At 63.0% G+C, this 20,080-nt stretch carries 20 protein-coding genes and 1 rRNA gene; 5 read left to right on the forward strand and 16 right to left on the reverse strand.

Annotated features, from left to right (window positions below; genetic code table 11):
- Positions 1-3: 3 nt before the first annotated feature.
- Positions 4-117, forward strand: a 5S ribosomal RNA gene (rrf, locus tag BWP39_RS19065).
- 93 nt (positions 118-210) lie between these two features.
- On the opposite strand, the gene BWP39_RS19070 is transcribed toward rrf, so the two are convergent.
- The 8 genes from BWP39_RS19070 to BWP39_RS19105 form a co-directional block, all read right to left on the reverse strand.
- Positions 211-858, reverse strand: a complete 648-nt coding sequence (locus BWP39_RS19070) for a hypothetical protein (RefSeq protein ID WP_096723017.1) — start codon at positions 856-858, stop codon at positions 211-213.
- Complete coding sequence (locus tag BWP39_RS19075) at positions 855-2,249, reverse strand: selenium-binding protein SBP56-related protein (protein WP_096723019.1); 1,395 nt, start codon at positions 2,247-2,249, stop codon at positions 855-857. Before BWP39_RS19075 ends, BWP39_RS19070 begins: the two co-directional genes overlap by 4 nt.
- A 399-nt stretch (positions 2,250-2,648) precedes the next feature.
- A complete protein-coding gene (locus BWP39_RS19080) occupies positions 2,649-2,903 on the reverse strand; it encodes a GlsB/YeaQ/YmgE family stress response membrane protein (RefSeq protein WP_091017649.1) in 255 nt (84 codons plus the stop codon).
- 206 nt (positions 2,904-3,109) lie between these two features.
- Complete coding sequence (locus tag BWP39_RS19085) at positions 3,110-3,817, reverse strand: MgtC/SapB family protein (protein WP_096723021.1); 708 nt, start codon at positions 3,815-3,817, stop codon at positions 3,110-3,112.
- Between the two features lie 461 nt (positions 3,818-4,278).
- Positions 4,279-6,702 (reverse strand): glycoside hydrolase family 31 protein, encoded by a 2,424-nt coding sequence (locus BWP39_RS19090; protein ID WP_096723023.1) that lies wholly within the window; start codon positions 6,700-6,702, stop codon positions 4,279-4,281.
- A 58-nt stretch (positions 6,703-6,760) separates the two neighbouring features.
- Entirely contained in the window at positions 6,761-8,029 is a 1,269-nt protein-coding gene (locus BWP39_RS19095; protein ID WP_096723025.1) for an MFS transporter, read from the reverse strand.
- A 181-nt stretch (positions 8,030-8,210) separates the two neighbouring features.
- Positions 8,211-9,314 (reverse strand): diguanylate cyclase, encoded by a 1,104-nt coding sequence (locus BWP39_RS19100; protein WP_096723027.1) that lies wholly within the window; start codon positions 9,312-9,314, stop codon positions 8,211-8,213.
- A 156-nt stretch (positions 9,315-9,470) separates the two neighbouring features.
- Positions 9,471-10,436 (reverse strand): GlxA family transcriptional regulator, encoded by a 966-nt coding sequence (locus tag BWP39_RS19105; RefSeq protein WP_096723029.1) that lies wholly within the window; start codon positions 10,434-10,436, stop codon positions 9,471-9,473.
- A 150-nt stretch (positions 10,437-10,586) separates the two neighbouring features.
- Between BWP39_RS19105 and BWP39_RS19110 the strand changes: the two genes are divergently transcribed.
- Complete coding sequence (locus BWP39_RS19110; protein ID WP_133116895.1) at positions 10,587-10,793, forward strand: hypothetical protein; 207 nt, start codon at positions 10,587-10,589, stop codon at positions 10,791-10,793.
- A 62-nt stretch (positions 10,794-10,855) separates the two neighbouring features.
- Positions 10,856-11,497: an HD domain-containing protein gene (locus BWP39_RS19115; protein WP_096726034.1), complete on the forward strand. Its 642-nt coding sequence runs from the start codon at positions 10,856-10,858 to the stop codon at positions 11,495-11,497.
- A gap of 24 nt (positions 11,498-11,521) precedes the next feature.
- Here BWP39_RS19115 and BWP39_RS19120 read toward each other — a convergent pair whose 3' ends face one another.
- Positions 11,522-12,694, reverse strand: coding sequence for a metallophosphoesterase (locus tag BWP39_RS19120; protein ID WP_096723033.1), 1,173 nt, complete (start codon positions 12,692-12,694; stop codon positions 11,522-11,524).
- Here BWP39_RS19120 and BWP39_RS31545 point away from each other — a divergent pair.
- Both BWP39_RS31545 and BWP39_RS19125 read left to right on the forward strand, forming a co-directional pair.
- Complete coding sequence (locus BWP39_RS31545; RefSeq protein WP_133116896.1) at positions 12,669-12,923, forward strand: hypothetical protein; 255 nt, start codon at positions 12,669-12,671, stop codon at positions 12,921-12,923. The genes BWP39_RS19120 and BWP39_RS31545 overlap by 26 nt on opposite strands.
- Positions 12,924-13,063: 140 nt before the next feature.
- Positions 13,064-13,672, forward strand: coding sequence for an alpha-ketoglutarate-dependent dioxygenase AlkB family protein (locus BWP39_RS19125; RefSeq protein ID WP_096723035.1), 609 nt, complete (start codon positions 13,064-13,066; stop codon positions 13,670-13,672).
- Positions 13,673-13,727: 55 nt separating this feature from the next.
- Here BWP39_RS19125 and mdcH read toward each other — a convergent pair whose 3' ends face one another.
- The 7 genes from mdcH to mdcA form a co-directional block, all read right to left on the reverse strand.
- Positions 13,728-14,663 carry a malonate decarboxylase subunit epsilon gene (mdcH, locus tag BWP39_RS19130; protein ID WP_096723037.1) on the reverse strand — a complete coding sequence of 312 codons (936 nt, stop codon included), beginning with the start codon at positions 14,661-14,663 and terminating at the stop codon, positions 13,728-13,730.
- Positions 14,663-15,313, reverse strand: coding sequence for a malonate decarboxylase holo-ACP synthase (locus tag BWP39_RS19135; protein ID WP_207556966.1), 651 nt, complete (start codon positions 15,311-15,313; stop codon positions 14,663-14,665). The genes mdcH and BWP39_RS19135 overlap by 1 nt, the downstream gene beginning before the upstream one ends.
- A gap of 56 nt (positions 15,314-15,369) precedes the next feature.
- Entirely contained in the window at positions 15,370-16,188 is an 819-nt protein-coding gene (mdcE, locus tag BWP39_RS19140) for a biotin-independent malonate decarboxylase subunit gamma (protein ID WP_096723039.1), read from the reverse strand.
- On the reverse strand, positions 16,185-17,060 hold the full coding sequence (locus BWP39_RS19145; RefSeq protein ID WP_096723041.1) for a biotin-independent malonate decarboxylase subunit beta: 876 nt from the start codon (positions 17,058-17,060) through the stop codon (positions 16,185-16,187). The genes mdcE and BWP39_RS19145 overlap by 4 nt, the downstream gene beginning before the upstream one ends.
- Positions 17,057-17,380 carry a malonate decarboxylase subunit delta gene (locus BWP39_RS19150; protein WP_096723043.1) on the reverse strand — a complete coding sequence of 108 codons (324 nt, stop codon included), beginning with the start codon at positions 17,378-17,380 and terminating at the stop codon, positions 17,057-17,059. Before BWP39_RS19150 ends, BWP39_RS19145 begins: the two co-directional genes overlap by 4 nt.
- Positions 17,368-18,282, reverse strand: a complete 915-nt coding sequence (locus tag BWP39_RS19155; RefSeq protein ID WP_096723045.1) for a triphosphoribosyl-dephospho-CoA synthase — start codon at positions 18,280-18,282, stop codon at positions 17,368-17,370. The genes BWP39_RS19150 and BWP39_RS19155 overlap by 13 nt, the downstream gene beginning before the upstream one ends.
- 112 nt (positions 18,283-18,394) lie before the next feature.
- Positions 18,395-20,080 carry a malonate decarboxylase subunit alpha gene (gene mdcA, locus BWP39_RS19160; RefSeq protein WP_096723048.1) on the reverse strand — a complete coding sequence of 562 codons (1,686 nt, stop codon included), beginning with the start codon at positions 20,078-20,080 and terminating at the stop codon, positions 18,395-18,397.

A 20,080-nucleotide genomic window follows, 5' to 3' on the forward strand; every position in this document is an offset into this window, starting at 1 on the left:
ATGCCTGATGACCATAGCGTGTCGGTACCACCCCTTCCCATCCCGAACAGGACCGTGAAACGACTCCACGCCGATGATAGTGCGGATTGCCCGTGTGAAAGTAGGTAATCGTCAGGCTCCTCATGCTGCAAGACAAGACCCCGCCCTTAACCAGCGGGGTCTTGCCGTTTACAGCGCACGGGTTTTACCGTGCGGCCAGACGCGTCTCCGTTACGCGTTCAGCTGAAATACCCCACACAGCGCAAGCGTACCCGTCCAGAGCAAATCGAAGTTCACCCACTTCGTTCTGAGACCGCCCAATCCCCACCAGTCGAATACCGCTAGCGATATCGCTCCAATCGTTGCGAGCATGGCTGCGCTGTGCAGCAGGAGCGCGGCGAAAGCGAGCAGCGCAATAGACGGCGTACCCGTGCCTACAGCCGTCAACGCATTGCAAGTCGGCATCAATACCGGAATCAGCATCAGCCCTGCACCGTGCGAGCCGGACATTGCAAAAGACCAGGCAGCGAGTCCGGCAAACCCTGTTTGCATGCCGACGCGTGAACGCATCTTGTGCCCTCGCACCCAATGCCAGATGGCCCAGCCGATCAACAACGCGCCACACACCCGGTTGAGCGTCGTATGACCGATCGCAGCGCTTAGCGAAAGTCCGGCAGCCAGCAACAGACCTGCCGCAAGCGCATGTCCAAACGCAATCGGCACCAGCGCCAGCAGCACCACCCGCCGGCTCTTTCGATAGAGACCCAACGCTACGGCGAACAGCCAGCCCATCGCAGGGTTGATGCCGTGGAACACACCGAGCCCGACGATCGCGGCCCACATCCAGGCGGAGTGTGGCGTTGGGCTCCAGAGTGTCATGGATAGCAGTACGAGTCCGACGAACAGTCACCGCCTTCGAGCCGTATCTGGTGCGGACGATGACCGGCCGGCCACTCGAGAAAGAACTTCGGATCGAACCCAATGCCTCCGTTCGCGGCGACGTCGAGCTTCACCATCCAGCCATCGATACCATCGGGATAGAACTGCGAGTCGACCGCACCGTATAGTGAGTTCGTGAAGTAGACGCGCTTGCCGTCGCGACTCACTTCAACCATCTGCGGACCGCCATTGAGCGCACCGTTCGACGCGCCAGGATGCGACGCACGCGACACGATGCCGCCGATCCGCACCTTCCCCACCAGCTTCGGCGCAAACGGATCGGAGACGTCGTACTGCAGCAGATCGCCGGTCCCCCAGCAGGACACATATAGAAAGCGATCGTCCATCGACAGATCGATGTCCGACACCAGTGGCGGCACTGCGCCAAACGACTTCAGCATCGGTGGCAGGAGTTCAGCGGCGGCCGGCTCGGCGGGAATATCGATGATCTTGCGCACGCCCCATGCGTTTCCATCGCGGTACCACACCCAGATCGACGACGAGAGATCCTTCAGGCTGATCACGCAATTGACGAAGCCGTAGGCCTTGGTTGGATCGTGTGCAGGCCGCAGTTCGAATACCAGTTGGTACTCCGGCCCGAAGTCGATCTCCTGAAGGTGCTTACGCCGGGTAAGGTCCCAGAAATGCAGCCGATGCCCATACTTTCCACCGAGCAGTATCTCGGGAACCAGACCGTTCTCGAACGTATCGGGCGTTCCCCATTCACTTGTGACGAGCGTGTCGTAGCCGAGATGCCACCAGCCGTCGTAGGCGAGCTGCTGTGAGCCGCGATCGACTTCCCAGCGCCCGAGTGGCTCGAAGCTATCCGGATCGAGCAGAAAAATACCGCCAGGCGCACCGCCCTCCGCGCTACCGAGCGCAGTCACGTAGATGCCGCCCGGACCGCAGTGCACGGTATGCGGTCGCGTGTAGCCGGTCCGCTTCGCGATCGTTTCGGGCTCGATGATCTTGGCGATCGAAGGCTTCAGCGGATCGGGTTTCGTATCGACGATATAGATGCGCGACGAACGGAGCCCAGGCACAACCAGATAGCGCCGTTCGGTATGCGGATGAGGCGCATTCGGACAGAGACACGAAGAGCACGCGTTCCATCCAAAGTGATGCAGTTCGTCTCCGACGTTCGGCATCGCGAGGTTGCTCACGATCGTGGCGTAACGCGATGAGGTCGAGTCGACATCGACGACTGCTATGCCGTCAGGTTGCTTGCGCTCGGGATCGAACGCGGCGACGTAGGCGAACTTTTCCGGCGGCGCCTGCGCAGCGAGGCGCGGCGATGGATAGAAGCTCGGGTCCGGCTTCCAGATACCCATAATGTTCCTCCATATCTCGACAGCAGAGTCAGACAGGACAGCAACATCATGAACTGTAGCCGCTTCGGCCGCGGCTCAAAGCTCGATATCGAATAAGCAAATGAGTTCGCGGCATGTGCGTTGCATTCAGCAATGGACGAGCAGCACATCGCCATACGCAGACCGCGTATTGAACGAATGGGGACGCGCAAAAGGGAAGAAGAGAACAGCTTGCACAACGTGCGGCACAACGCGGCGCACGCAGTTCGATCGAACCGGCCCGATGCTACAGATTGCTACCTGAGTAGCAGGGCGGTGCGTGATGAAGCGATCAACAAAACGATCAAACGATCAAGGCAAACCGAAACGATGTCGATCGCAGAGGCGTCAGGCAGCGGCTGCTACCTGACGCCGGAAACGCTACGCTCCTCGTCGGAAGAGCCGGATGATGAACAGCAGAATGACTGCGCCGATTACCGCAGTGATGATCGAACCGATCCAGCCACCGCCGAGCGTAATACCCAGCACGCCGGCCAGCCACCCGCCGATGAACGCACCGACGATGCCGACGATGATGTCGACGATCAATCCGAAGCCGCCGCCTTTAACCAGCACACCTGCTAGCCAGCCAGCGATCGCACCGATGATGAGCCATGCAATGATGCCGTGTTCCATAATCGAGACTCCATGGTTGAACGTGAAGGGGTTCACCGAACGGAGCTTAGTCGATGGCGAGGGCGCCGTCCATCCTTCAGGATATGGAATTAACAATATCTGAACCAGCCGGTAGCGTATTGCAACCTGGCGTGAGGCGCTGTGGAGTATCGCAAGCCGCCTGAAGACCCGATCCAGAGAGCATCTGGCGATGCAGCATTACGACGTCATTCGGGGGTTGGCTCTGCTTCCTGAGCGATCCAGCTGACGCTCGACACACTCTTTTCCATGCTGATCCGGCTGGCCATCCACTCGAGCTTCGGTTGGTCTTTCGGATGCAGTTTCAGTGTCGCCGTGACGAGAATGCGTCCCGGTTGATCGGCGACATCCTCGCTCGTCAGGCTCTGGAACGACAGGGGCGTCGACGACATTGCGTTCGACAGGGCCGTGCGGATATGGATTTCGTCGTCGTCGCGGCACACTACACTCAACACGTACGCCCGGATCAGGTCGGCGTTTGAAACGGGCGTCGCGTTGATCAGCTGGCTGACTTCGCGCAGCACGGTGTTCGTCAGCAGTACGACGCAGGTGCCGGCAAGCGCGGGACCAAAATGGCCGCTACCGCTCAGCACACCGACTGCTGCAGAGCACCACAACGTGGCCGCCGTATTGATGCCCTGGACGGAACCCTTCTCGCGCATGATCACGCCGCCTCCGAGAAAACCGACCCCCGAGACGACATACGCGGCGATCTGCGTGACGCCGGCGGTACCGTTGCCGGTCAGTACGCCGAGCGTGACGAACAGGCACGCACCGCTCGCAACCAGCGTGATCGTGCGCAGCCCGGCCGTGCGCTGGCGCATCTGCCGTTCGATGCCGATCGCGACACCGCAGGAGAACGCGACGAGAAGCCGTAGAAGAAATTCAAGCGTCATGAGATAAAAGACAAAACGTGCAGACGCACAGGTTGATCGATACGCATGACAGGCGCGCGAAACGGGCGTGCGATGTCGATGCGCGGTCACGCGCGGCAATCCATGACCATTCGCGACGCTCCGCGATCACGCGCAAAGAGAATACGGATGATCGCGAAGCGATGTTCTCACGCGCGGGCGGCAACGTGCGCAACATGCAATGCATGGCGGCAACACGCAACGTGCGTGGAAACGGTATGACGCGCACCGCTTGCCCGGATGGCAAGACGGCGGCAGGAGGAAATCGGGCGCGGGGTCTTGCCGGTCAGGCGAGCGGGAAAGTCGGGATTCGGCTACTGCTACTGTCCAAGGTACAGGTTCCAGTTCGACGGATGGCCGGATTTTGGCGGGGCGTTCGCGCGAAGTCAACCGCTGTGAGGCGATGGTGTGCCATTCCGCGGTACCGGTCGAAGCCGATGCATTCAACCTGCATGGGTAACGAGATCGAGGGTGAAGCGCGTCCATCCGGCCTCGTGCGCTGCCGTTGTGATCGTGCCATTCAAAGCGACCACACGACGCGTGTCCGCCGCCGGGATCAGGAGATCGATCGAAGCGAATGGCGGGCGCCCATGTCCCGCCCATTCGACCGATACCGAAAGCGTCGCGGCATCGCATGCGACGCGCAGCTTCACGCTTCCATGTTCGCCGGCGCGCCAGGCTTCGGATATACCGTCGTCTTCGACACACACACCTTCGACAACACCGCTACCCACGCACGGTGCAACGACAAACGCACGCTGTTCAGCGGGCTGGGCAAAATGCTGCGTTGCGATGTTCAACGGGATGGCCGTTCCTTCACGCATCAGCATGACGGGCTGGTCCCAAGGCGCAGGGAAGCTTACGGTTTGCCCTCCAGCAAAAGTTTCACCGCTCCAGTACGACACCCAGTGCACCCCGTCGGGCAGCCACACCTGACGATGCGTCTGCCCGGATTCAACCACCGGCGCTACGAGTAACGCGCTACCGAGCATCATGTCGTCGCCGTCCTCGTAGCATCGAGGATCGTGCGGGAATTCAGCGAACATCGGACGCAGTACCGGTTCGTAGCGCTGCGTCGATTCCCACAGCAGGTGATAGAGATACGGAATCAACCGGTAGCGCAGTTTGATCAGCGCCGATACGTGCGTTGTCGCTTCGCGATGCATCCACGGTTCGTTGACCGTGCCGTCGTCGTTCCACGAATGAATGCTGAAGCGCGGCATGAAGATGCCGAACTGTATCCATCGCACGAACAGTTCCGCGTCCGGTGCCGGACCCGAAAATCCGCCTATATCGTGGCCCGTGTTCGACACACCCGACATCGCGAGACCCAGTCCCATCTTGAGGTTGTAGCGCAGCGTTTCCCACGACGTGTAGTTGTCGCCCGACCACGTCTGCACATAACGATGCATGCCGACGCCGCCGGAGCGCGACACGAGAAACGGTCGTTGGTCCGGCGCATGCGTGCGCTGTGCATCGCGTGATGCACGCATCATCAGCATCGTTTGCAGGACCTTCGCTTCGCGTGCCGGGTACGGCTTGCCGAAGCCCTGTGCGATCGCATCGTCGGTCCAGATTTCGAATTCGTTGTTGTCGTTCCAGGTCGCTGCGATGCCGTGATGCAGCAGCGCATCCGTGACGTGCGCCTGCCACCACGCAAGCGTGTCCGGATTCGTGAAGTCGAGGTATGCACCGACCTCGTCCCAGAACTGCACCCAGGCCGGTGCGCCGTCGCGTGCGCGGATCAGCAGACCATCGCGCGATGCCTGCTCGAACTCGGGATGATCGCGCAGCAGACACGGCTTGATGTTCGCGCAAAGTCGCACGCCGTGTGCGAGATAGCCCTGCACGAAGCCGTCGATGTCCGGAAACTTGTCGTGGTTCCAGTTGAACACATAGCGCTTCGCGCCGATCGACGTGTAGCCCGACGACAGATGAAACGAGTCGCACAGCACATCGTGTTCGCGACAGCGCTCGAGGAATTCGCCCATCTGGTGCTGCGCATCGGGTGCGTCGGTATAGCTCATCGTCGAGCCGGAATAGCCTAGCCCCCACTTCGGCATCAGCGCGGGTCGCCCGGTGAGCCAGGTGAAGCGGCGCACAGCTGCAAGCGGTGTGGCCGGCGATGCAATGAAGTAGTAGTCGAGATCGCCATGTTCGGCGATGAAGTGTCGATAGTGGCCGTGATAGTTATCGAGTTCGCGACCCATGTCGAATGCGCAGTCGGCGAGGGTGTCGTAGAAGAGACCGAAGCCGAGCGCTGTTTCGCGCTGCCACGTCAGATAGAACGGGATGTGCTTGTAGAGCGGATCGGTGGTGCGAGCGCTGTAGCCCATCGCATCGACGTTGACCATCCGGTACTGGCCGCCCGCGCGATCGAGCGAGCCGGCACGCTCGCCGAGTCCCACATACATCTCGCCGGGCTCGCGTCGCAGGTAGTGATAGACGCGCTTGTCCCACCAGCCGAAGTTATAGGCCTGGGTCGCGCGATCCTGCAGCACACGTCGCCATTCGCTGCCGTCATGCAGTTCCCATGCGCAGTGGCCGCCGTTCAGCGTCACGGTGAGACGGATCTGCGTGGTTTCGATCTGCACACGGTCGTTACCGGCAACGACGCCGAAAGCGGGCAGTGCGAATCCCGACAGATCGAGCCGGTCGCGGCCTTCCACGGGGACATCGTCGAGCCCGGGTGCAATCGCCCATGTACGTGGACCGTGTGCATCGCCGTCAGGCAAGACGCGTACGCGGACGATGTCGTCCTCGAGTACGAAGACTTCGATGCTCGCGCCTACCGCGCTTGTGAAATGCAGCGCGTTACCGTCAGTGTGGGTCAGGGCGAATACGGGAGGGTGGAGCAGCGACGTCATGAGACGGGTTCCTTGAACGAATCTTGTGTAGCGAGGAGGCGGGCGCGCATCATCGGCATCATGAAGCGGCGTGTGCACGTTCCTGCTTCGTCTGGCCGCGGATCAGCAACACCAGCAGCGCGGCGCCGATCAGATCGAAGGCGCCGAGACAGGCGAACAGCGGCCCATACCCCACGGTGTCGGCAAGCGCCCCGACGACCAGCGAAAACCCCAGCCCACCGATCCACGCCGCCATACCGGCAAAGCCACTTGCGGTGGCGACTTCGTCGGGATCGAAGACATCGGCGCTGAGCGTGTTGACGAGTGCGGAGATCATCTGGTGCGCGAAGCCGCCTACGCAGAAGAGCGCAATGGCCGAGTACGGTGACGCGACAAGCCCGATGCAGGCCGGCCCGATCATCATGAACGCGCCGAGTATCACACCGGCCACGCGCGACCAGATAAGCGGAATACGGCAGTAGCGCATCAGGAATGGCGACAGATAACCGCCGAGAATCCCGCCCAGGTCGGCCGCGAGAAACGGCAACCACGCGAACAGCGCGATCTGCTTGAGATCCATGTGACGCTCGGTCACGAGATACAGCGGGATCCAGAAGCTGAATGTCTGCCAGGCGGGTTCGGCGAAGAAGCGCGGCAGCGCAATGGCCCAGAAGCGTCGTGAACCGAGGATGTCGCGCACCGGTCGTTTGCTTGCTGGCGGAGAATGCGTCTGGCCCTGCTGAATTAGCGTGCGTTCATCGGTGCCGAGACGTGGGTGGTCAGCCGGCGACCGGTAGACCGCGTACCAGAGCGCGGCCCAGACGAAGCCGAACGCGCCGGTCACGATAAACGCCGACTGCCACCCGTAACGCAACGACAGGAACACGACGAGCGGTGGAGCGAGCAACGCGCCGAGCGACGTACCAGCATTGAAATACCCAACCGCAACGGACTTTTCGCGGTCTGGAAACCATTCGGCGACCGCCTTCATGCCCGACGGAATCGCCGCGGCCTCGAACAGCCCGAGCATGCCGCGCATCGCCCCGAGCGACATCCAGCCGGTCGCGAAGCCGTGCAGGACGCCGGTGGCTGACCAGAGTGCCGCGAACAGTGCGAAGCCGAGCCGCAGCCCGATCAGATCGACGACGATGCCGCACACCGGCTGCATGATCGTGTAGCCGACCTGGAACGCGCCGACGATGTAGGAGTACTGCTGCGTACTGAAATTCAGCGCGTGTTTCAGTTCAGGTGCGAGGACGCCGAGCGAATTGCGCGCGAGGTAATTCATGATCGTGCCGATGCATATCAGCACGATGATCCACCAGCGCAGGCCTCTGACGGTCTTCAAATTCGTCTCCGTTGTATCGCGCGTTCTCTTCGCTGCGGCGGCTCGTTTGATAGGTCATCACATGACTCAACCCCATTCAGCCATCAAAAGCAGGCTGAATCGGGTGTTTTGGCGCGATTATTTGTCAGACGACTGATCTCAATGAGCTTAACGCGCATCGTATGTTCGCAAACGAGCGAGGTCAACCCTTTTTGATGTTCGAATGAACATCGGTGGAGTCGGTCGGCGTCTCAGGCGAAGGCTCCATTTCTCCCGACACCGCGATCTGATCGCGGCCGAGCATCTTCGCGCGATAGAGGCTGCGGTCCGCATCGAGCAGCCACGCGTGATAGTCGGCGCCGTCCGGTGGGCAGGGCGCGATGCCGATACTGATCGTGAACGGCGATACGGTGTGCTCGTGCCGGGTTTTCTCGCGGACCGCGTAGAGCAACCGCGTCGCGATTGCACGCGCCTCGGTCAGCGCCGCGCCGGGCAGTACGACGCCAAACTCCTCACCGCCGTAGCGCCCGATGCTATCGCTGTGCCTGAACGCGTCGCGCAGCATGTCCGCGAACGACTGCAGCACTGTATCGCCCGCGAGATGGCCGCGCGAGTCGTTGATCTGCTTGAAGTGATCGAGATCGATCAGCAGCAGGCACGACGTGAGGCGCTGGACGTTGCAGCGCTCGAATTCCGCGGCCAGCCGCTCCTCCCAGTAGCGTCGGTTGAGCAGGCCCGTGAGCCCGTCGGTGCGGCTCAGATGCTCGAGCGCTCGGGTCTGCGTGGCGAGCTTGCGCGACATCCGGTAGACCGACCAGCCGAGCGCAAGCGGATACAGCACGAGAACCGGCAGGCAGGCCACGACGATGCTCATCTGCGATTGCGGTTCGAGGACGAAACCGAGCGTCGCGATGCCGATTGCCGCACCCGCCAGATTGGCGGCGACGCCGCGCAGAAAGAGCCGTAATCCGCCGGACGCGATGTTGTTCATGCTCAACATGCTGAGCATCAGCACGCCGGGCAGTACGTTGAAGCGGATCGCGACAAGCCAGAATCCGCCGAACACGGCATCGACCATCAGATTGCGCTGTTCGCTGCGATACGGCACGGCGCCGGCCAGCGCGGCGTAGCGTGCGAGATGCGGCCAGACGAAGCCGTACAACAGCAGCAACGCCCATAGCAACGGACCGTGATGCAGTTGCAGGAAGACCGGGGCGATGGAAATAAAGCCGAGCGCGAGCCCCGCCGTGCGCAAGCGATAGATGCGCTGGACGAATCGTTTGCCCTTTTTCGCCGTGGATTCCATGTCTGACATTGATCAGGCACGCGACAGGATCGCCGTGTGGGCGAAGGGTCGGTTGCTCGCGTGTTGTTTCAGCAGAGTGTTGCGGACCGGGTGTAGTCGCTGTACCGGCGAACGATGGTATCAGTAACCGCGACCCGGCGAACGACCCATGCCGCGCTACCCGGCGAGGCTGCGGAACCGTTCGCGGTATTGCATCGGCGTCGCGCCGATGCGCTTCATGAAGACCGCACGCATGCGGTCCGCAGTGCCGAAGCCGCAGTCGTAGGCCACTGCTTTCAACACGCCGTCGCTGCTTTCCAGCAGCTTGCGCGCGGCGTCCATACGCGCGCGCTCTACGAATTCGTGCGGCGTGACACCGGTTTCCTCGACAAAGACACGTGCGAAGTTGCGCGCGCTCATGCCTGCAACATCGGCGAGCTGCCGGACCGTAAAGCGCTCGCGAATGTGCTCCATCACGTGGCGCTGGATCTTTGCGACTGGCGAGGCGTCGTCGGTGGGGGCGGTCAGGTACGGGCTGAACTGGGACTGGCCGCCTTGCCGCTGGGCGAATACCACGAGCCGTTTTGCCACCGCGAGCGCGAGCCGCGGGCCATGATCTTCGGCGACCAGCGCCAGCGAAAGATCGATCCCGGCTGTTACACCCGCCGACGTCACCAGCCGCTCATCGCGCAGATAGATCCGGTCGAAGTCGACCTGTGCGTGCGGAAACTGATCGGCGAGCTGCCGCGCATGCTGCCAGTGCGTCGTGACGCGACGCCCGTCGAGCAACCCCGCATGTCCGAGCGCGAACGCACCGGTGCAGACCGAGCCGTAGAGCGCGCTGCGCGCAGCCGCCTGCACGATCCACGCGATCAGACGCGCATCGGGCGGCGCGACCGGTAACGCCGGTCCGCCCGCGACGAGCACGAGGTCGAAACGCTGCGGCGTTTCGTCGAAGGTGCTGTCGGCCACGATGGCAAGACCGTTCGATGCACGCAGCACGCCTCGTTCAGGACCGACGACCGTAACGGCGTAATGCTCGCCGGCAGGCAGAAAGCCGTTGGCTTCGCTGAAAACATCGAGCGGACCGGCGACGTCGAGCGCCTGTACGCCGGGAAAGATCGCGATCGCTACGCTGCGCATTCGAGGGTCTCGTCAGAGGGCGGGGTAGGCAAAAAGAGCGGCCCCGGCAGTGTTTGCCGTGCGGTTGGCAGTGTTGCACGGTTCGCCGGCGTTGTCCGCAGGCGCCCGATTGCCAATACTGGGTCCATCGCCCCTTCACGGATGAACACCATGAAAAAGCATCTCAGGACAGGAACGCGCAGCGCGCTTGCAGCTGGGCGTCGGGCACATCGCGCACGGCGGTTGGTACTCGCCGCATCGTTCGCCGATGCCGATCGCGCAAACGCCGCGCACGCGCGCCAGGAAGCGTTACTCGACGAAGCGCTCGCCGAGACGTTTCCGGCCAGCGATCCCATTTCGCCGAGTTATATCGGCTGATCGAATGCGCGTTGCGCGGCTATCGCACGATGCGCGATCTTTTCCCCATCGAGGACATTCACATGGCAACGACCATTGCAGGCATCAAGATTCCGGACAGCATCATGGCGCGCGAAGCGACCGATCTCGTGCGCGACACGGAAACCGATCTGCTGTTTCATCATTCGCGGCGGGTGTTTCTGTTCGGTGCATTGACCGGCGAACGCAAGGCACTGAAGTACGACCCGGAGCTTCTCTATATCGGTGCGATGTTCCACGACATGGGACTCGTCGAACCGTATAGCAGCAAGGACGAACGCTTCGAGGTGGACGGCGCGAATGCCGCACGCGATTTCCTGCTGCGACACGGTATCGCCGAAACGGACATCGAGCAGGTGTGGGACGCGATTGCGCTGCACACGACGCCGGGTATTCCGAAGCACAAGAAGCCGGTCGTCGCGCTGGTCACTGCGGGTGTCGAGATGGACGTGCTCGGTCTCGCGTATCACGACTTCACGCAGGAGCAGCGCGATCAGGTGACGCACGCCCATCCGCGTGGTGACGGCTTCAAGGAAGGCATCATCGATGCCTTCGCTCAAGGGACGATACACAAGCCCGGGACGACCTTCGGCAACGTGAAGGCGGATGTGCTTGCACTGAAGGACCCGCACTATCACCGCGGCAACTTCTGCTCGATCATTCTTGGTTCGGCATGGAAGCAGTGATGATGCAGGGCGGGTGCGTGCGCATCATCCAGGCACAGCCGGGATTAGCCGCAGGCGTGTGATCTCCGAGGGTGCGCCCAGACGCTTGGGCGGTCCCCAGTAGCCGGTGCCGCGGCTCGTGTAGACCCACAGTCCGTTCAGTCGCGCGAGCCCTGCGGTGAACGGCTGCTGGAAGCGCACGAAGAAATTCCACGGGAAGAACTGGCCGCCGTGTGTGTGACCGGACAGTTGCAGTGTGAAACCGGCGTCGGCGGCGGCGTCCGCAGTGCGCGGCTGATGCGCGAGCAGCACCTTGATGCGGACGTCGGCCGGTGCGCCCAACAATGCGCCCGCTGGATCGCTGCGATGCGCAGGATCGAAATGTCCGGCCGAATAATCGGTCACGCCCGCGATCACGAGCTGCGCATCGTTATGGTCGATGACTTCGTGCTCGTTCATCAGCACGCGCAGGCCAAGGCGCTGAAACTCGGCGATCCATGCATCGGCACCCGCGTAGTACTCGTGATTGCCGGTGACCAGATACGCGCCGTGTCGCGCGGTGAGGCGTGACAACGGACGTGTGTGTTCGGTCAACTGCTCGACACTGCCATCGACGACATCGCCCGTCACCGCAATCAGATCGGGCTTCAGACGGTTCACCGCATCGACGATCGCATCGACATAGCGGCCTTTGATCGTCGGGCCGACATGGATGTCGCTGATCTGCACGATCGTGAAGCCGTCGAGTGCGTTCGGTAGATCGTCGATCGGTACGTCGATCGTGACGACGCGGGCGCGTCGGCGCGCGTTGAAAAATCCGACTGCAGTAGACAGCAGCGCGAGCAGCGGAACCGCGGCCGCGCTGTTCGTGCGCCAGTGTGCAAGCGCGATCGTGTGCGGCCAGATTGCGTCGATGGTCAGCAACGAGGCGAGCAGCAGATCGCGCACGAAGGTCAGCACCAGCAGCGACGAAAAGAAGCCCATCGGCATCAGACCGAGCCATGCAAGCCGGTCGCCGAGCTTGGGTCGCGTCACGGTAATGCTGCGCGCGAGCATGCCGAGCGGAATCAGCAGGCACGACAGCACGAGATAGAACGCGGCGAGCCAGTGCCAGGTGCTGCCGACCGGAAGATCCGGAATCAGGCGAAAACCGACATAGACGTGGAACAGGATGCCGATGAGGATCAAGCGGATGAAGAACTGCGAAAAGCGGCGCATAGGGGAGGCAGCAGACAAGAGGGGCAGCAGTGCTCCGGCGCAGCAGGGGCTGGCCGGCGGTCCATTCTACCGGCACTTGCCGGCGGCCGCTGAAGGCCCTGTGGACGGGCTTCTGGCGGTGTTTGCGGCGCTTTCGGCGGGCGGCGCTGACACGTTCCAGCAGGGTATCTGCCTTGTCGGTGCGTTGATCGGCAGGATCGTGTTCTCCGTAGTGCGGCGGATCAACTGAGAGGCTCGCTAGTGGACCGCAATCAAAGCGCAAGTTCGCGCGTCGTAACGCGAACCTTCCGGCGCGATAATGTCGCGTGTGTTTTCCTCTGCTGACCGTTTGTGCCGCACGGATGCGCGCGTGCCGACGATGATTGCCTCATGCCAACGCTCGATCTGTTCGACGATCTACCTACCCCCGATGTGGCCTGGTTTCCCGACTGGCTCGCGGCCGATGCCGCCGCGCAATTCCTCGCGCGCGTGGCCAGCGAAGTGGCGTGGAAGCAGGACACGATGGGCACGCCCGCAGGCCGCGTGCCGTTGCCGCGCCTCACCGCATGGCAAGGCGAACCGGATGCCGTCTACACGTACTCGGGTATTCGCAATGTGCCCGATCGCTGGACGCCGGCGGTCGCCGAACTGAAATCGACTGCCGAGGCGGCAAGCGGAGCGCGCTTCAATAGCGTGCTTTTGAACCGTTATCGCCAGGGCAGCGACAGCATGGGGTGGCACGCGGACTCCGAGCCGGAACTCGGCGCGCAACCGGTGATTGCCTCCGTGAGCCTCGGGGTGGCGCGCCGCTTCGATCTGCGTCACAACGGAACAGGTGTCGTTCAGTCGTTTCAGTTGAAGGGCGGGAGCCTGCTGGTGATGCGCGGCAGGACGCAGGCGGAATGGCGGCACCGGGTACCGAAAGAACCCGACGTGCAGGGCGAGCGGATCAATTTAACGTTTCGCTGGGTCACTCCGCGCAATTCGCCGTCACGCTAGTTAGATTTATAAAAAATGTAAGAAGTTTAATTAGTTTATGCGCATAACGATCGTGCTACGCGGCGGTGTCGAGCCGTCGGCGGATCGTCGTCGCAAGCGCATCGAAGCCGGTCGCGCTTGCCGCGAGCGCCGATGTTTCCGGAAAGTGCTCACGAGCGATATCGGTTAACACCTGTCCGGGCGGCGCTTCGACAAACACCCGGGCGCCCATTTCATGCATGGCAGTCAGCGCGTCGAACCAGCGCACCGTATAGCGCATGTTGACGGCGAGATCTTCGCGGATCGCGTCGGCGGTGTAGAGCGGACGGCCACCGCGATTGCCAATGTACGCGCTGTGCGGCGCATGGAAGGGAACGGTTGCGGCATAGGCGAGCAATTCGTCGGCGGCGGGCGCAAGCAGTTCGCAATGCGACGGCACGCCGACTGCGAGACGTGTCGCCTTGCGCGCACCGTTTGCCAGTGCGCGTTCGATGAACGCATCGAGTGCGGTATCGGCGCCAGCCATCACGATCTGGCGCGGCGCATTCACGTTGCCGATATACACGCGCGAATTGCCATCGCGTTCGTGCATGAGGGCCAGTTGTTCGATCTGCGCTTCGTTGAGTCCCGACACGGCGGCAAGCCCATAGCCCGACGGGTACGCGGCTTCCATCAACTGCGCGCGTCGGCGAACCATTCGCAGTGCGTCGTCGAAGGCGAGGGCGCCACAACTGACCGCCGCTGCGTAGGCACCAACCGATAGCCCTGCGTTGAAGTCCGCCTGCAATTGCTCGCTAGCGAGTGCACGCACGGTAGCCACGCCTGCTACGACGAGCGCGATCTGCACCGCGACCGTCGAACGCAACGCATCGTGTGTGTCGAGCGTCAGCACGTCGAGACCCAGGACCTGTGACGCTTCGCCCAACGTTGCATCGACGCAGGCGCGTTGCGGCAGGCGATGCAGAAACCCCTCGCTTTGCGCACCCTGGCCGGGGAACAGATACGCGAGCATCACGCGACGCCGTAAGCGGCGCTCCACGGGTTGTCGATCAAATGCGGGCCGTGTGCGCTGCGTGCGAGCACGCGTGGTTTGCCGGCTGCATATTCCGCGAGTGCGATGCCGCCTGAAGGTGTTTCGAGTTGTGCGTCGACGCGCGTACCGCTATGTTGCGCAGCGCGTTGAAGTTCGCCCAGTAGAAGCAGGGCATTGGCGTGCGACAGCGGCTCGGGTACGCGGATCAGCAGATCGAGATCGCTCGTCGGTGTGACGGTGAGTGCGTGTGTTGCGAGTTCGAAGCCGGCGCTGCCCGTGGGGCCCCATACGAAGGTGTGCAGATAGCGTGCATCGCTTCGCAGTGCAGTGAGCGCGACAAAGGCGGGCAGCGTGTGGCGGCTCGCTGGCAGCGTGAAGAGTTCAACGTCGCAGAGATCTTCAGGGGCGATGCACTGTTCGATGTCGGATGTTTTTGCCCACGTGCCGTAGCGCTGTGCACGTGTGATGCCACGTAGTCCAACAGGTACTAAACTTTCCGCCGCAAGCGGAAGCGCGCGCCGCACGACAGCGAACGGCGCACGCATCCATGCGTCGTGTACCCATTCCGGTTCGTCGTCGGCACGCTGGATGTCTCGCAAGCGCAGCAGGTCGTGCGGCTGCGAGTCCATTCGATGCACGGGCACGGAAGAATCGACGGCGCACCGCGCTGCGGCACAGGCACACATCACACGGCATCCCACTGTTCGGCAAGCCGCCGTCTAACGTCGATCGACGCGGCGCGCGTCTTCTTCGCATTAGCCGACTGCAGACGATGAGACAGATCGCGCGTACCTGTGCGCGCGCTTTCAACCGAATCGATCAGCACCTGCCGCACGCGTTCGATCTGCACGGCGTCGGGCGCGTCTGCATCGATACCGCCGATCAGTTCGTCGAGCAGTCCGAGCTTCGCAAACGACGCCATCGAATACGACATCGGCACGATCGTTTCGCCGAGCTTGTCGAGTTCTTCGACAGTGCGGCGCGTGACGCGCGCGGCGGCTTCGCGACCCATCGCGTGAACCATCGTGCCGGGCGCGTCGAGTGCGACGATCCGGTTCGCCTGATAGCCGTGCGCGAGGAACGCACCGGACATCGCCGGGCCGACGATCAGCGCGATCACCGGGTGACCTGCATCGCGTGCGGTCGCATAGGCGTCGACAGCGGCCGCGCACGCGAGATGCACGCCGAGCATTTCCTCGCGATAACCGTAGGCCTGGCTCTTGACATCGACGATGGCGACGATCGGCCGCTTCGTTGCGCGCTGTGCATCGTCAGCGATCGCATCGCGCACCGCGCGTGCGAGTTGCCAGCCTTGCATGAGGCCGACCACGTTATCGACGGCACGCGGAAAGCGGTTGTCGGGATCGGGAACGACCGCGATAAAGCGTGCGTTGTTAGCGCCGAGCGGCGCATCCTGGTACCAGACGGGCGCGCTGCTCGCGGGTGTACCGGCGAGTGCGTGGAACCAGCGTGCGCCGCGGGTTGTCGGGTTCGAGTCGTTCACAGTGCCTCCTTACGATCCGCGTTGAACACCACGCGCATCGTGTCCGGCGCGATCGTCGCGGGATCGACGCGCGTAAGCCGCGCGAGATATTCATCGACCTGGGCGCTACGCGGCACAGGTTGCGCACCATCCGCACGAGGCGCGCTAGCTTCGCGCACGGCCGCGCGTATGGCATCGAGATCGTCGTCGACCAGAACATCCGCAAGCCCGGTCGCAACGCGTTGTTCGCCACCGATCAACTGCCAGATCCGTCGCTTGTCGCTCGCATCGAGTTCGTCGATACCGGCTTCCTGTTCGATCACTTCAGGGCCGTTCATGCCGAGCCGTCCCTGCTTCGTCACGATCAGTTGCGAGCACAACGCAGCCGCAAGCGACATGCCGCCGAAGCAGCCGACCATTCCCGCGATCACACCGACCACCGGCACATACCGGCGCAGCGCAACGATCGCTGCCTGGATTTCGGCGATCACCGCGAGCCCGAGATTGGCTTCCTGCAATCGCACGCCGCCGGTTTCGAACAGCACGACCGGCCGTATGAGATGGCCGCGTTCGCAGTCACGCAACGCAAGTTCGAGCGCGCCCGCGATCTTGCTGCCCGACACCTCGCCGATGCTGCCGCCCTGAAACGCGGGCTCGATCGCGGCGATCACCGCGGGCGCACCGTCGATCGTGCCGCGTGCAATCACGACGCCGTCGTCGGCCTGGCAGACCACGCCCTGCATCGGCAGCCACGGTGATTCGAGCCGGTCGAACGGGCCCAGCAACTCGCGGAAGCTGCCGGAATCGAGCAACGCGCGTGCGCGCTCGCGTGCCGACAGTTCGATGAAGCTTTCGCGCAGCAGCGGTGCGCGAAGGGAGGTAGCGGTGCTCATGGGCGTTGCTCCGGATCGGCCGCGTGGGTACCTTCAGCAGCTTCGGCGGCTTCCGCGAGCCGCAGCGCAACCACGCCAGGTGTCGCGCCGAAATCGTTGATCTCGATCTGCGCCGCGCCGTCGTAGCGCGTGAAGAATCGGTCGAGCACGCTCTTCCAGATATGGCTGTAGCCATCGACACTGGTCCGCACGATCACGCTCGCGCTCATCGAAGTCGCCGGCGAGAGCAGCACTTCGAGATCGCCGGAGCCGACCACGCCCACATGTGCGCGCGCGGTGACGGCGCGTTGCGCCGGATAGTCGAATGTCAGATGTTCCATGCGGTGGTACTCCTGTCGATGTCCTGACGCATCAGGCTGTCGATGAAAAGGGTGGCGGCGAGCAGATCGGCGGCGCCGCCAGGCGAGGCGTTGAGCGACAGCAGCGTGTGCTCGAGTGCAGCGAGTGCGGTGCGGCCCTCTGAAGTCGAACTGCCGCCGAGCGCAAGCACACGCGCCGCGCCCGTACGCCCCGCATTCAGACCGGGCAGGCCGGCGCGATGGAGCAGGCAGGTGTCGTCGAGCGACGCCATGATCGCGAGCAGCGTGTCGAGGCGCGCGGCATCTTCGCCGATTCCACGACGCCGGGCAGCGACGAGTGCTGGCAAGCCAACGTCGATGACGTGCGGAAAACCGTCCTGCGCTTCGCGCCGCGCGCCACCGACGCGATACCGCTGACGCACGCGTTCACCGTTACTATCGATGGCAACGGCGAAGCGATCGGGAAAGCAGGCGATCTGCGCGGCGAGCGAGCAGATACGCACAGCGGACGAACTCGATGCATCTGCGCGTTCAAGGCCCTTGTCGGACGAATGAATAGCCGCACCCGCAACCAGCAGCCCAACGATCCAGATCGCCCCGCGATGCGCGTTGCTACCACCGGTGGCGAGCAGCATCGCGTGTTCGCCGGCACGGCCGATCTGCGCGAGTTCACTGCGTAATGCCGCTGACGGTGTACGCCCGCGAGCCGCGCGTGCGAGAGCCGCGAACGTCGGTTCGAGCGCGTGCGCGGAGCGCAGCATCGCGGCGAGATCGAGATCGCGATGCGCACCGCTGCCGCGCCGATCGACGAGCGCGGGCTTCGGCGTCAACTGTGCTTCGTCGATCAGCGCTGTGACGGCGAGCCGTGCGAGCGGGGTATCAGAATCAGATCGTGCAACGACTGCGCGGACATCACGACGCATGTGCCGCTCACCTGCGCTCACCGATGAGGGGGAGATACAAGCAGTGGTCGACACAAGCGCAAGCGCAGGCGCAGTCGCACGCAAAGACGCGAGAACAGAGACCGTCATCGCATCACCAGCTACGAAAACGTGCAGGCGGTTCATAAAGACCACCGGACCACGTCACCAGATCGTCGATGCTGCGCGCCGCGAGCAGCGAGCGCTTCGCTTCGCCGCGCCGGATGCCGAGATCCTCCGGATACGCGACGATGCCGCGTCGACGCAGTTCGGCGGTTTTTGCGGGTTGTGCGCGCAGACCGATCGGCGTGACACCGGCCACCGCAGCGAGCGCAGCGCGCCGCTCATCGATGCCTTCGGCCTTATGTAGATGCGCGATGCCTTCTTCGGTGACGACATGGCTCACGTCGTCGCCATAGATCATCACGGGTGCAATCGGCATGCCGTTCTTCGCACCGACCGCAATAGCATCGAGCTCGTCGACAAAGGTCGGCTCGCCGCCTTTCTTGTACGTCTCGGCCATCTGCACGACCAGCTTGTGCCCACGCGATACCGGTCCTTCGTCCTTCAGCAGCTTGAGCCATGCGGTGCTCGAATGACGCCGGCCGCGCGGATCGTGACCCATGTTCGGCGCACCGCCGAAACCCGCCAGCCGCCCTCGCGTGACCGTCGACGAATTCGCATCGGCATCGATCTGCAGCGTCGAACCGATGAACAGATCGACGCCGTACTGGCCGGCCAGCTGGCACAGCACGCGGTTCGAACGCAGGCTGCCGTCGCGGCCCGTGAAGAACACGTCCGGCCGCGCTTCGATGTACTTCTCCATGCCGACTTCGCTGCCAAAACAATGCACGCTGTCGACCCAGCCCGATTCGATCGCGGGAATCAGCGTCGGATGCGGATTGAGCGTCCAGTTGCGGCAGATCTTGCCTTTCAGGCCGAGCGCCTCGCCGTACGTGGGCAACAGCAGTTCGATTGCAGCGGTGTCGAAGCCGATGCCGTGATTCAGCGACGTGATGCCGTACGGCTCGTAGATGCCGCGAATCACCATCATCGCGGTGAGCACCTGCAGGTCGCCGATATGGCGCGGATCGCGTGTGAAGAGCGGTTCGACGGCGAATGGACGATCCGCCTGCACGACGACGTCGACCCACGAACCCGGAATATCGACGCGCGGCAGCGTATCGACGATCTCGTTGACCTGCACGATCACGATGCCGTGACGGAACGCGGCAGCTTCGGCGATGGTCGGGGTGTCTTCGGTGTTGGGGCCGGTGTACAGATTGCCGTGACGGTCGGCCTTTTCGGCGCACAGCAGCGCGACGTGCGGCGTCAGGTCGACGAACATCCGCGCATACAGTTCGACGTAGGTGTAGATCGCGCCGATCTCGAGCTGACCGTCTTCGAGCAGTTGCGCGACGCGCAGGCTCTGCGGTCCTGCAAACGAAAAATCGACCTTGTGCGCGATGCCGCGCTCGAACAGCGTCAGATGTTCGGGTCGGCTGATGCTTGAAATCAGCAGATGCACATCGTGAATTTTCTGTGGATCGACCTGCGCCAGCGAGCGCGACAGGAAGTCGGCCTGCTTCTGGTTATCGCCTTCGAGTGCGACACGGTCGCCTGGGCGGATCAGCGTTTCGAGTGCATCGACGATGCGCGCGGACGGCAGCACGCCATCTTCGAGCCACGGAGCGATGGCCGCGAGGCGGCGCGCTTTTTCGTCACGGCGCGTGGTCCAGGAGCGGGCGGCGGGCGCTGCATCTGCGGTAGTGGGAGGGGGCGCTTCGGTGTGCTGGTTCAT

Source organism: Paraburkholderia acidicola (assembly GCF_002362315.1).
GTDB lineage: Bacteria > Pseudomonadota > Gammaproteobacteria > Burkholderiales > Burkholderiaceae > Paraburkholderia > Paraburkholderia acidicola.